This is a genomic window from Marinicella pacifica, assembly GCF_014636635.1.
Lineage (GTDB): Bacteria > Pseudomonadota > Gammaproteobacteria > Xanthomonadales > Marinicellaceae > Marinicella > Marinicella pacifica.
In genome coordinates, this window is sequence record NZ_BMEO01000003.1 from 30,913 (window position 1) to 44,257 (window position 13,345).

Consider the following 13,345-nt stretch of genomic DNA (forward strand, 5'->3'; position numbering starts at 1 on the left):
GTTTTAACGCTTGTCTTTGTACCTCGGTTTTGCCTTTGCCTCACTGATTCTGGCTTTAACGCCGGGACCGGATATGCTCATGGTGATGGCACTGGCTGCCAGAGAAGGCCTTAAACCTGCTTTACTTTTTATTTGCGGTCTGGTCACCGGCGTCTGGTTTCATACCTTTTTGTTGCTGTTGGGTGTTTCTGCCCTGATTATGGCATTGCCCGGCGCATTAGGTTTTATGGCGACCTTTGGTGCGCTGTATTTGCTCTATTTAGCGTTTGCCACCTTTCGAGAACGCCATCAGTCTTTGCCGCATTCTGATTCAGCGTTAAACACCTCAAAACCCAATCGCTCCAGGTATTGGCGTGGGGTTATTATGAACATCAGCAACCCAAAAGTGCTGCTGTTTTTTCTGGCTTTTTTTCCGCAATTTGCACAACTGGATGAAGCCGGCTATCAAGTTCGTATGTTGATTCTGGCCCTTATTTTTATACTCACAAGTTTTGCGGCTTTTGCACTGGTGGCCTGGCTCACAGCCCGTATAGGACAAAAGCAGTTAACCAAGCCCCGCTATAAATTCTTGATGGATTGGTTTAGCATCGCTGTGTTTGTTTTTCTGGCCATGTGGATATTCATCACTCTGGTGATTTAATCTGTCCTGTCTGAATGGCCCACAGTGATTGATAGCGACCCTTTTTTTCAAGTAATTCAGTGTGACTGCCCGATTCGATGATATGACCTTGATCCATCACATATATACAATCTGCATTCACCACCGTAGACAATCGATGGGCAATCACAATCACGGTGCGATCGCGTCCGATGGTCAGTAACGATTTTTGAATCGCGGCTTCAGTTTCATTGTCCACTGCAGAAGTGGCCTCATCTAAAACGAGGATAGGCGGGTTTTTAAGCAAAGCCCGTGCCAGTGCAATGCGCTGAACTTGTCCGCCGGACAGCTTGGTGCCTTGCTCACCCACCGGGGTGTTATAGCCATCTTTCAGTTGATTGATAAAGCCGTGGGCTTCAGCTTGTTGAGCGGCACGGTAAACGGCTTGTTCATCGGCGTCAGGATTGCCGTAATGAATGTTGGCAAAAATGCTGTCGTTAAATAGAAAAGTGGTTTGAGACACCAGACCGATTTGGCTGCGTAAAGCGTTGAGGTGAATGGTGTTAATTTCATGGCCATCGAGACAAAGATTGCCCTGGTCAGCGCGGTAGTAACGCATCAGCAGTTTAATCAAAGTACTTTTGCCGGAGCCGGTTTGTCCCACCAGGGCAACGGTTTGTCCCGCTTGAATGTGTATATTGATGGCATCCACAGCCGGTTTTGCCTGATTTGGGTAGGTGAATTGAACCTGATTAAATTGAATCTCACCACTTAATTGAATGCGTTTATCATGGTCTGATGATCGAATGGTAATCGGCTGATTGAGCAAATTAAGGATACGCCGAGCCGAAGCCATTCCCCTTTCGTATAGATCCATGGTTACCGCCAGGTTTTTAAACGGCCACAATAAGCGCTGGGTTAAAAAGACCAGAACACCGTACGCGCCCACTGCTAAATTACCGTTCAAAGTATCCAGGCCACCGATAACAAAAGTCGCCAGAAAACCCATTAAGATGGCCATCCTTATCACCGGCGTAAAGGCGGCGCTGACTTTAATCGCGGCCTGGTTGGCCTGCACGTACTGATCGCTGATGGCATGGATGCGTTGCCGTTCGTGTTGTTCTTTGGTGTAGCTTTTAATGGTGGCAATACCGGTTATGTTGGTGTTGATGGCTGCCGCCAGCTTACCGGCCATGGAGCGCACTTTTGTATACAGGGGTTCGGCTTTACGTTGAAAGAAAAATGCACCAAAGATAATCAGCGGAATGGGTGTGAAGGCCAGTAAGGCCAGTTTGGGCGATAAGATAAAAAATACCGAGCCCACCGCCACCACCGAGGTCAGAACCTGTAAAATATCATTGGCGCCAACATCCAAAAAGCGTTCTAACTGGTTCACATCGTCATTCAGGATGGCGGTTAAACGGCCGCTGGACTGGTCTTCAAAAAAAGCCATATCCATGTTTTGTATATGGGAATAACTGTCCACTCGAAACCGATGCTGTATTTTTTGCGCCAACTCACGCCAGTTTTTCAGGTATAAAAACTGAAAAACCGATTCACCGAGCCAAATAAGGAAAGTCAATAAGCCCAGTAAAAATAATTGGTTTTTGGGTTCCACGATTCCCAATTGAGCCACAAAGGAATCCTCTTGCTGTATCACCACGTCAATGGCAATACCTATCAGAATTTCCGGGGCAATATCAAATAATTTATTTACCACCGAGCAGGTTGAGGCCCACATAGCCTGACGTTTAAAACCTTTGGCATAGGCTAAGACTTTAAAAAGTGTCATGATCAGAACCTTTTTAATCGCAGTGTTTCAATATCACTGCCGTGGTTAAACTGAATTTCAATCACCACACCGCCGTGGTGTTTAATATGACCGCTGTGGCGGTTGGCGTCGGTGTCTGAAAATTCAAAATCAAACACCCGATAAACAGCCATGCGCCCCAGACGGGATTTGAGTTTACAGGTTTTTTGTACCACCGAATCATCCAAAAAAGCCCAGCCGCGCTCGCGGGTTAACTGTTTCCCCAGGCGACGCACTTGTTCAATGGCTTTGGTTTGGTTGTACCAATAGGCTGCAATAAAGCCCAATATAATTAACAATGTTAATTCAAACATTCTTTTTGGTGGTCATTGAAATATCTTGAACACAGGATTGTAAGAGGTCTTGGCAACAAATGAAACTGATTGTTTTGTTCTGCCGTGAATCCCGGCGCGATGAACCCATGGATTTTGTTAATCATGGTTTTTGGCAAGATAAAGCGTTATAATGCCCTATGGAACATTCCATATCCCTTTAAAAAGCCGGCCATTCGAGCCGGCTTTTTAGTCAAAAAATCAATTTTTGACCCACTATATAACCGCTGATCTTTTCACCGGTTAGCGACAGTTATTATAAAAACGACAATAAGGAAAACAATTATGAATTATAACGATATCAAAACAATCGATAAATGTACCATTGCCGCCCGCGGTGGTATGACTTTATTATCTCAAGAGGAAATTAACCGCATGATGGAGGTGGGCCAGGGCGGTGTCCATGAACTGTTCCGCAAATGCTGCCTTGCGGTCTTAAACCATGATGCCAGTGATGATGATGCGATGGCGGTACTGAACCGTTATCCGGACTTTAATGTGAAGCTGATTCCACGTGAGCGCGGTATTCATTTGCAGTTCACCAATGCGCCGGCACAAGCTTTTGTGGACGGTAAAATGATTTCAGGTATCCGCGATTCGATCTTTGCGGTGTTGCGCGATATTGTGTTCCAAAGTGCCCAAAAAGAAGTCAGCAGTTTTGATTTAGAACAGCCTTTTGATATCACCAATTACGTGTTTGAAATTCTGCGCCGTGCCGAGGTGCATCAATATGGACTGGAACCCAATCTGGTGGTGTGTTGGGGAGGGCATGCCATTAACCGTGTGGAATACCAATACACCAAAGATGTGGGTTATCAGATTGGCTTACGTGGTGGTCATATCTGTACCGGTTGCGGTACCGGTGCCATGAAAGGGCCGATGAAAGGTGCCAGTGTCGGTCATGCCAAACAACGGATAGACAATGGCCGTTATGTGGGTTTAACCGAACCCAGTATCATTGCTGCCGAAGCCCCCAACCCGATTGTGAATAATCTGGTTATTATGCCGGACATTGAAAAACGCCTTGAAGCTTTCGTGCGTTTGGGTCACGGTATTATTGTATTTCCGGGTGGTGTGGGTACCGCCGAGGAGATTTTATATTTAATCGGTATTTTGTCGGATAAACGCAATCAGGGCATTCCGTTTCCTTTTATCATGACCGGGCCTAAAGAATCGGCAGAATATTTTTATCAGATTGATGAATTTATCCGTTTTGCATTGGGCGATGAAGTGGCGGATTTATATGAAATCATTATTGATGACGCCGAACAGGTGGCGGTGAAAATGATGGCCGGTCTGTCGGCAGTGAAGTTACACCGCAGTCGTCACAAAATCAGTTACTATTTTAACTGGGCGCTGCATATCGATGAAAAACTGCAATTTCCCTTCATCCCCACCCATGAAAACATGGCATCATTAAAACTTTACCGTGACCGGCCTCTGGGTGAACTGGCGGCATCCTTGCGCGCGGCTTTTTCCGGGATTGTGGCCGGGAATGTGAAAGAATTTGGGCGTCAGCAGGTTCTCAAACATGGGGTCTATCAGATTCACGGTGAAAAGGATCTGATGGATAAATTAGATAATTTATTAAAAGCTTTTATCGAACAAAAGCGCATGAAATTACCGGGCAGTGAATACGTACCGGTGTTTGAAGTGGTTAAAGAGGCTTAATTTCGCAGCCCCGATTTAAAACATCGCCAATCACCACGCGCCACAGGTTTTCAGTGACCGGCGGTGCGTGGTTAATATCTTGTATTATCGGATTATTTAAATCTGGCGTCGTGAGAAACACATCAAGGGTTTCACTGTGCATGTTATTTAACGTCAGGATTTTTTCATCAAATTGAAGACCGATTGATTGCAGGCTTGTTTGGGTTGTTTCAATCCGTTGATCCGCACTGAATGCGCTCACCCGGGGCAATGACCATTTACCTTGGGTGTAAAATCCTTCATTGTAAAGACAAAACCGGCTGTCCACTGTTAAGCGGCCGTGTTCAAACTGCCAGGTATCAAGCGCTTTTAACCAGGGGTTTAAACGTTCCAGTGCCAATTCATCGGCTTGGATGGTACCCTGTAATAGCACAGGGTTGATTGGGCCATGGAGGTTCATTTTTACGGCATGATTAAACGGTTCTGTGACTTCAAATGCGGCGTTGATATTTTGTTGTTGATTTTCAGTCTCGAGGATAAAATGTTCCACATGACTTTTTATGGTTGGATGTTTGTCCTGAAGTGTTATTTGCCAGTCAAGCAAAGCCAGGGCATTCAACCGTAACTGCCAAAGATTGTCTGAAGCTTGAGGCGGGTTAATCAGATTACTGAAATCCAGCGGGTCAGCCTGCACGGTTAATTCTCCGCCGTTCGCACTGATGTTTTCGATATCCAGTTGTTGCGTGTTGATATCTATTTGTATGTTATTTGCCTTGATGTTCGCTTGTTGGACACCAAAAGGCGGTCGTCTTAATTGCACGATATTCAAAGTGCTGTCCTCAACCTTAATCACCGGCAACTGACCGGATGACCATGTGAGCGAACCGGATGCCGTGAATTTGCCATTAAGTTCAATACCAACATTAAACCAAGGTGCAAGCTGTGCCAGCGGCCAGTTATATATTTGCCAGTGAAAACCCTTGTTTTGGGCATTTTGCTCAAGTAAAAACTCACCGCCGGGGTCGGTTTCAAAGCGCAGTAAGGGCTGATTGGATGTTTGGGTTGAGTCCAATAAATTCGCCATATTGAGTTTAAGATTGATGTGGTGAATCTGCAGCGTCTGTTGGTCACGCTGCAGATAAAGTGAACTGTCGATGACTTCAATACGGCCCGGAGAAAATTGCCATTGACTGTCGCCCGATGGTGGGTTTAAAGCAGGTCGGATCAATTGATTGTCGGCGTTCAAGTGCAGGTTTAATGTGGCTTCTTTTAACAACAGATGATTGATGTTGATGTGACGGTTAAGCAATGGCCATAATTGCCAGTCAATAGTCATCTTTTGGGCATCAAGAATGCTGTGGCCGGACAGATCTTCAAGCGTGGTCTCTCGCAGGTGGATATCGAGGGTTAGTGGATTGATCCATAGGTGTTGGTAATTGATTTTTAAGTGGTTTTGTTTAAGCTGGGCATTGATGGGGGATTTTAACAAACCAGGCAGCAACCACAGCAAAGCCACGCAATAAAGAATCAAACCTACGACAAAAGCCGAGAGCACAATTTTACGGCGTTTTGTTGAGCGACGTGTCATGGCGGGCTGTCATACTGTTGTAGATTGAGTTGCAATGCCTGTTTGATTTCCAGGCGTAATTGTTCAGGTGCAATGATTTCTGCAGCCGGCCCCAGCTGCAGCACATCAGAAATCAGTTCAGCGCTGTGGTGGTAGGGAATTTCTATTTCCACGAACTGTTGATTGCGGCGGATGGTTTTTTGTTGTGAATGCCAAATCTGATTTTCTACCCAGGGTGCCCGCGTTAAATCAATGCGAATTGTGGCATGGTTTTTGGCATCACCGGCAAATAATCCGTAACTGTTGGCATAATGTTCACGCAATTGTTGTTTGTCAAGCACATAGGCCTTTTCAGGGTCAACAGCGGCGTGTTCGATTAATTCCATGGCAAACAGGCGCAGGGCATCCACGCGATGACACCAGGCATCCAGATACCAGTTGTTTTTGTAATAGCTTAAATGTTGCGCAGAGACCAGACGTTCAGAGTGTTGACCTTGACGGCTGCGGTAACTGAGTTGTAATTTTTTATTTTTTTGTAAAGCGGTCAAAACGGTCAGAAAAACGGCCGGTTGGGGTTTTCTTACCAATGTCGGGATAAACTGAACCAGTTTTTGATTGGTGATGCCTTGTTCTGCCAAGAGTCTGCTGATTGAATCGATGATGCGGGCAATGGGTGCAGAGAGCTTATCGCCCTGTAATTTATTGAGGATATCAGCCGCCATCAGTAAACCCTGGGCTTCTTCTGCGGTAAAACGAATACCGGGCAGGGCGAAGTTGGCTTGTTTGTCATAATAGTAACGGTTTTCATCATCCTGTAGAACCGGTGCCTGGTAATGGTTTTTAAGCTCATTGATGCGCCGATAAACCGTGGCTTTGGAACAGTTCATTTGTTCCATCAGTTGCTCAACGCTGACCGGTGAGCGTCTGTCTCTCAGGATTTGATCCAGACGTTCCAGGCGTTTCATGTTCAGCTTTGTAACTCAGGGAGGTTTTTGTACAAATCCAAGGCTTCGGGATTGGCCAGGGCATCGGTATTGGCCACCTGTCTGCCGTGCACCACATCGCGCACCGCCAGTTCCACCATTTTTCCACTGATGGTTTTGGGGATGTCACTGACGGCAATGATTTTCGCCGGTACATGGCGCGGTGTGGTATTTTGACGGATTGTGGTTTTAATTTGTTTAATCAAATCATCATCCAGCTGGTAACCGTCCTGCATCACCACAAATAAAATCACCCGGGTGTCGTCACCCCATGTTTGGCCAATGACAATACTTTCTAAGACTTCGGGGTGTTTATCTACCTGGCGATAAATTTCCGCGGTGCCAATACGCACACCGCCGGGGTTTAAAGTGGTGTCCGAACGGCCATAAATAATCATGCCACCTTGTGGGGTGATTTCTGCGCGGTCTGAATGGCACCAGATATCCGGGTATTTGTCGAAATAGGCGGATTTATAGCGGCTGTTATCCGGATCGTTCCAGAAATAAACCGGCATCGCAGGGAAGGCTTGATCACAGGCCAGCTCCCCGGGATCGCCAATCAGGCTGTTTTTGTTTTCATCCAGCACTTTGACCGATAAGCCCAAGCCAAGACATTGTAATTGGCCGCGATAGACCGGTAAGTCACTGCAACCTAAAGCAAAACAGGAACAAATATCGGTGCCACCGGAAATAGAGGACAGGCAAACATCCTGTTTTATATCACGATAAACAAAATCAAAATTTTCAGGCAACAAAGGTGAACCGGTGGAGAAGATGGTTTCTAAAGACCCTAAGTCATGGCTCTCACGGGGTTTTAAACCGGCTTTTTCCACTGCCGAAATCCATTTGGCGGAGGTGCCGAAATGGGTGATTTTTTCTTGATCAATTAAATCAAATAAGCGATTGCCATCAGGATAAAATGGTGAGCCGTCATACAACACCACAGTGGCACCGGTGGCCAGGCCGGAAACCAGCCAGTTCCACATCATCCAGCCGCAGGTGGTGAAATAAAATAAAGATTTGCCGCTGGTGATGTTGCTGTGGATTTGCAGTTCTTTGAGGTGCTGTAACAAAACACCACCGGTACGGTGAACTATGCATTTGGGTTTGCCGGTGGTGCCCGATGAATAAAGAATATACAGCGGATGATCAAAAGGCACCGGTGTAAATTCGACCGCGACTGAATCATCAGTATCTGCTAACCAATCGCTTAAATACACACCATTATCCGGTAGTGTCTCATCGCTTTGCTCGGCAAAATCAACCACCACGATGTGCTCAATACTGTCGATTTGTTGACTGATGTGTTTGACTTTCTCCAGACAGTCATGGGTTTTGCCATTGTAGTAATAGGCATTGGCACAAAACATCACTTTGGGTTCTATTTGGCCAAAGCGATCGACCACACCGTTGATACCGAAATCCGGTGATGTTGAAGACCACACGGCACCCAGCGAAGTGGCGGCCAGCATAGCAATCACGGTTTGAGGTATATTGGGCATAAAACCCACCACCCGATCACCTTTTTGTACGCCGCATTGTTTGAGTTTTTGTTGGAAGCGACTGACCTGACAGTGTAGTTGGCGGTATTTGTATTGGTTGTTTTGATTGTTTTCGTCGGTAAAACTGATGGCGATATCGTCATTCTTTTTACGCAATAGGTTTTCGGCAAAGTTTAAAGTCATGCCGGTAAACCACTGAGCCTCAATCATATGTCCCTTATCCATCAGATCCTGACTGGCGTCCTGATGATAAATGACCTCACAAAATTCAAGCACATCACGCCAGAACGAAGCGCGGTTTTCTGTCGAATAGTGATGCAGTTGCTGGTAAGTTTGCAGAGAAAGCCCCCGATGTTTATTGATGTAATGAGTGAATTGGCTTAACTGGCTGTTTTTACATTGTTGTGGATCGGGATACCACAGAACTTGTTCGGTCATTGTTTAATCGATTTGAATGAGAAAAACTAATTTTAACAAGAATTGAAATGGAATTAAGTATTATATGCCCATAAAAAACGGCGAAACAGAAACTGCTTCGCCGTTGTGGACATCCCCCTGATGGTTTACTGTAAATTAAAGAGTTGCTCTAACTGTTGTCCGGTGCTGCCGATGGTACCCGGTGCCGCACATTCAAAACCATTTTTGAACAGGAACTGGTATAGCAGATCATGATCTTCGGCCGAGTTGTTCAGCGGGTTAACATCCACGGTGCCGCTCGGCATGTCAATCTGACTTGTGGCATCCAGAAAATCATGTAAATTGCCATTCACATCGGCCACAAAGGTAAACAACATGGTTTCCTGGCTGTCGAGGTCAATCAGTTCATCCAGATCGCCCTGGCCGGTGGCACGGCCACAGGCCTGACCATTTTGGTCAACGCAATCCCAATCGGCCAGCGACATATTGGCGGGTAGCACAGTGGTGAGGCGCGCCCCTTGAATGTCGGTGTTGCCTTCATTGCTCACCGTCAGATAATAACTGATGGGCTGTTGAGGCAAACTGCCGTCAATACAGTTGGTGAGAAAGACCGAGAGATCCGGTTGAGCATCATCATCTTCATTCACCACATCAACGGGAGCCACCTCTACACCGTTGTAGTTGTTGTCGGCAGAACTTAAGTCGCTGAAATTGATGGTGTAGTTCTGATCCTGGTCATAAATCTGATCATCCACACCGGTGACGGTTACCGTCACTGCCTGGTTCCAGTTGGTGGGGGTAAAGGTGATAGAAGCAGGTGAAACGGTGCCTTCGGTGGTGTCACTGCTGCTCAAATTAACGGTCACATCAGACGATGGCGTCAGTGGTAAGACCACCGTAAAGCTGTCGCTGCCACCGGCTTCAGTGGTGGTTAAATTATGTGCACCATTTATACTTAATGTATAGCCGACGCCGCTGTTAACAGTGAAGCTGGCGGTGCCAGGTTGTGATTCGTTACCCGCGGCATCTTTGGCCACAGCTTCTATATTATGCAGACCATCTGATAACGCTGAACCGGGTACACATGACCATTCGCCGTAGTCATTGGCTTGCGCCACACACAACACGCCATTCTGGTTAGAAACGGTTACGGTGCTATTGGCTTCAGCCGTACCGCCAATGTTCGGCGAGGCATTGTTGATGGTGCTGCCATTAATCGGTGTATCAATGGTTGGCATAGCCGGCGCTTCGGTATCCAGTCCACCTGAAACGGTGGTTGGTGCAGACTCATTACCCGCTTCATCGGTCTGGGTGGCGGTGATGTCATCACCGTTGACCAGATTCCCGGTGAGGGTACAAGACCACGAGCCATCACCCTGAACAATGGCAGTACAAGAAGCACCGCCCGGGGTGGTGACATGAACAGTTGCGCCGGGTTCACCGTTAGTACCGGTGACATCCTGGCCATTGGTTGGGGTGTTTATCAGTGGTGCATCCGGTGCTGTGGTATCGACATCAATGCTCACCGATTCAGGATTGGATGAATTGCCTGCGGCATCGGAGGCAGTGACATCAATTTGCACGGTGCCGTCGTTGACTGCCGGGCTGACCTCGCAAGACCAGTTACCCGAGCCATCAGCAATAGTTGAACAGACCTCAACACCACCGATAGTAACGCTGATTTCGGCACCGGCTTCAGAGGTGCCTGAAACAGTCGGTGTATTATCATTGGTTAAGTCGCCGTTAGCCGGAGCTGTAATGGTAACACCCGGGGCTTCGGTATCCAGTCCACCTGAAACGGTGGTTGGTGCAGACTCATTACCCGCTTCATCGGTCTGGGTGGCGGTGATGTCATCACCGTTGACCAGATTCCCGGTGAGGGTACAAGACCACGAGCCATCACCCTGAACAATGGCAGTACAAGAAGCACCGCCCGGGGTGGTGACATGAACAGTTGCGCCGGGTTCACCGTTAGTACCGGTGACATCCTGGCCATTGGTTGGGGTGTTTATCAGTGGTGCATCCGGTGCTGTGGTATCGACATCAATGCTCACCGATTCAGGATTGGATGAATTGCCTGCGGCATCGGAGGCAGTGACATCAATTTGCACGGTGCCGTCGTTGACTGCCGGGCTGACATCACAAGACCAGTCACCGTTGTTATCGGCCACAGCCGTACAAACTTCCACACCACCAATGGTGACGCTGATTTCGGCACCGGCTTCAGAGGTGCCAGAAACGGTGGGTGTATTGTCATTAATTAAACTACCATCAACTGGTGCTGTGATGCTGATCACAGGTGCCTGGGTGTCGATCCCATTGGAAACCACCGTGGGTGGTGATACATTACCGGCATCGTCTTCTTGCGTAACAGTGATATCATCACCATCAGCGAAAGGTCCAGTCAAAGTACAAGACCATGTTCCATTGGGCTGCACCACAGCGGTACAGCCGCCACCACTTTCAGTGATCACGGTAACTGTGGCACCGGGCTCGCCGGTTCCAGTAATGGGTTGACCATTGGTTGGTGCATCAACACCCGGCGCGCCCGGTGCTGTGGCATCTAAATTAACATTAACAGAATCAGTCGCAGATTGGTTACTGCCACCATCACTGGCAAAGGCTGAAATAATAATAGTACCATCCGTCAGCGCAGGTGAAATATCACAGGTCCAATGACCGGATCCATCAACGATTGCCTGACAACCACTGCCTTGATCAGTTAATACAACAATCTGAGCGCCGACCGGGCCGGTGCCACTTATAGTTGGGGTGCTGTTATTAATTAAATCGCCTTCTGAGGGTGCTGTAATTACAGGCTCAGCTAAAGTCAAAACTGTTTGGGTGCTGTCAGAATCCTGATGGTTTCCGGCAGCGGCATCAACGGCAGTTAATTGAACTGTATTATCTATAGTGCCACCATTGGATATATCAACTTGAGTGACGGTGTAGGCGTAACTGTCACAGTTCATAGAACTAAAAGGTGCCAGATCATTGTATGGGCAGGTGACTGCACCAAGAGGTGCCATGGCATCCGTAAGATTGATGTTGTTCATGGCTAAGTTGCCGGTATTTTCAACAACAATACTAAAAGTGATTTCATCGCCGGCATCGGCTGTTCCAGGGTTGCCGTTATCAACAGATAATTGGGCGGTTTTGGTGACCGTTATACCTGCTGTGGCAACCACATCAATAACCGCATCATCTTCTGCCATTAAGGTCTCGCCAGGGGTGGTTTGAGCATTAAAGTCAATGGTGGCTGAATTGGTGACACTGCCTGAATTTTGGTTATCAACAGTGGCAAGAAACTTGACCACAGCTGATTCAGCGGGCAAAAAATCACCGCCTTGACCATCACCAGCAGTATTACCTACCCAAAAAGTTATGGTGTTATTGTTAGCATCATATTGTGCGGCATCATCCCCGATGGCGTCACTCATAGCGCCAACCGGGCCTGTTGAAGCGTTGACTATCTCCAATGAATTAGGAACATAGCTGATACCTGTTGGTAATGCATCGGTGACCACTGTATTAATGGCAACGTCCTGGCCGGTATTTTCAAAGGATATACGGTATTCGATGACATCACCAGGTTCGACTTGGCCGCCATTGAGGTCAATGGCGATTTTATCCATGCTGGAATCAAAATCCGGTAAAAATAAATCGGTGATAAATGCCAAAGCATGGGGAAAGTAGTAATCACCATCAGTGACAAAATCAATATCGGCCTGGGTTTCGCCGTTGGGTAATAAGCCCGATACATCAGTCATCACTAAATCCATGCCAAGCTGGTTAACATAATCCGGACTTTTTGCCGTGACACGGGTGCCAAAATTTGAAATGCTGCTGTTCCAGAAGTTATTACTTGGGTTACTTGCATCACTTAAGGTATTGCCTTCAAACACAAAAGCGTCGCCATCGAGAGATTGGTCACCTTCCCAGACCAGTGCACCTAAGTACGTATTGAAATTACCTGAATAGGGCGTTACCAGATTATCTGTAGTAATTGAAACGGTGTTGTTTCCAATAACCTTGGCGGCACCATCAAACAGCATTAGACGTCTAAATGGCTCTGAATTATCCTGATAAACAACAGCGATGGCCCAGCCACCATAAAAGCCCAGACTGTCAGCACCGGTTTTGGCTTTTAAATCACCAACAGTGTAACTTCCAGTTCCACCATTAACTACAATTTGTGTTATATCGGCAGAGGCTTGGTAAGGGCGTGAGCCGAATTCACCTTCTGAAGAAAAGGTGTCGATGGTATGGGCAGTGACCTGGGTATAAGAACCACTACCGGGTGCTTTTATTCTGATTTTATCTCGGTTGGGTTGGTTGGTATTATGTCGACCACTCCAGTAGAGTTCTGCATGTAATACTGTGGCGCCATTGGGAATGGATAATGTGGCACTTGATGAGTTGTTGTACCCGGCGGCGGCATCCACATTTACAAACACCATTTCAGTGTTATTTGAGCCTGACCAAG

Annotated in this window: 8 protein-coding genes; 2 read left to right on the plus strand and 6 right to left on the minus strand. The window is 47.1% G+C overall.

Annotated elements, in window-relative coordinates:
* Window positions 1-10: 10 nt before the first annotated feature.
* A complete protein-coding gene (locus tag IEV16_RS04165; RefSeq protein ID WP_188364429.1) occupies window positions 11-640 on the plus strand; it encodes a LysE family translocator in 630 nt (209 codons plus the stop codon).
* Here IEV16_RS04165 and IEV16_RS04170 read toward each other — a convergent pair.
* Window positions 624-2,390: an ABC transporter ATP-binding protein gene (locus tag IEV16_RS04170; protein WP_188364430.1), complete on the minus strand. Its 1,767-nt coding sequence runs from the start codon at window positions 2,388-2,390 to the stop codon at window positions 624-626. The two genes, IEV16_RS04165 and IEV16_RS04170, sit on opposite strands and share 17 nt — an antisense overlap.
* Window positions 2,391-2,392: 2 nt before the next feature.
* Window positions 2,393-2,722 (minus strand): DUF3301 domain-containing protein, encoded by a 330-nt coding sequence (locus tag IEV16_RS04175; protein WP_188364431.1) that lies wholly within the window; start codon window positions 2,720-2,722, stop codon window positions 2,393-2,395.
* A 303-nt stretch (window positions 2,723-3,025) separates the two neighbouring features.
* Between IEV16_RS04175 and ppnN the strand changes: the two genes are divergently transcribed.
* The gene (gene ppnN / locus IEV16_RS04180; protein ID WP_188364432.1) at window positions 3,026-4,411 is read left to right on the plus strand and encodes a nucleotide 5'-monophosphate nucleosidase PpnN; all 1,386 of its coding nucleotides are present in this window, start codon (window positions 3,026-3,028) and stop codon (window positions 4,409-4,411) included.
* Here ppnN and IEV16_RS04185 read toward each other — a convergent pair.
* The 4 genes from IEV16_RS04185 to IEV16_RS04200 all read right to left on the minus strand — a co-directional run bounded on the left by IEV16_RS04185 (window position 4,398) and on the right by IEV16_RS04200 (window position 13,319).
* Entirely contained in the window at window positions 4,398-5,978 is a 1,581-nt protein-coding gene (locus IEV16_RS04185) for a DUF748 domain-containing protein (RefSeq protein ID WP_188364433.1), read from the minus strand. The genes ppnN and IEV16_RS04185 overlap by 14 nt on opposite strands.
* The gene (locus tag IEV16_RS04190) at window positions 5,975-6,922 is read right to left on the minus strand and encodes a helix-turn-helix transcriptional regulator (protein ID WP_188364434.1); all 948 of its coding nucleotides are present in this window, start codon (window positions 6,920-6,922) and stop codon (window positions 5,975-5,977) included. Before IEV16_RS04190 ends, IEV16_RS04185 begins: the two co-directional genes overlap by 4 nt.
* Before the next feature lie 2 nt (window positions 6,923-6,924).
* Window positions 6,925-8,880 (minus strand): acetoacetate--CoA ligase, encoded by a 1,956-nt coding sequence (locus IEV16_RS04195; protein ID WP_188364435.1) that lies wholly within the window; start codon window positions 8,878-8,880, stop codon window positions 6,925-6,927.
* A gap of 125 nt (window positions 8,881-9,005) precedes the next feature.
* Window positions 9,006-13,319 (minus strand): Ig-like domain-containing protein, encoded by a 4,314-nt coding sequence (locus IEV16_RS04200; protein ID WP_188364436.1) that lies wholly within the window; start codon window positions 13,317-13,319, stop codon window positions 9,006-9,008.
* Window positions 13,320-13,345 lie beyond the last annotated feature (26 nt).

Excerpts from the sequence above, each read along its gene's own strand:
- IEV16_RS04170 (WP_188364430.1), bottom strand. The coding sequence starts at position 2,390 with ATGACACTTTTTAAAGTCTTAGCCTATGCCAAAGGTTTTAAACGTCAG.
- IEV16_RS04175 (WP_188364431.1), bottom strand. The coding sequence starts at position 2,722 with ATGTTTGAATTAACATTGTTAATTATATTGGGCTTTATTGCAGCCTAT.
- ppnN (WP_188364432.1), top strand. The coding sequence starts at position 3,026 with ATGAATTATAACGATATCAAAACAATCGATAAATGTACCATTGCCGCC.
- IEV16_RS04185 (WP_188364433.1), bottom strand. The coding sequence starts at position 5,978 with ATGACACGTCGCTCAACAAAACGCCGTAAAATTGTGCTCTCGGCTTTT.
- IEV16_RS04190 (WP_188364434.1), bottom strand. The coding sequence starts at position 6,922 with ATGAAACGCCTGGAACGTCTGGATCAAATCCTGAGAGACAGACGCTCA.
- IEV16_RS04195 (WP_188364435.1), bottom strand. The coding sequence starts at position 8,880 with ATGACCGAACAAGTTCTGTGGTATCCCGATCCACAACAATGTAAAAAC.
- IEV16_RS04200 (WP_188364436.1), bottom strand. The coding sequence starts at position 13,319 with ATGGTGTTTGTAAATGTGGATGCCGCCGCCGGGTACAACAACTCATCA.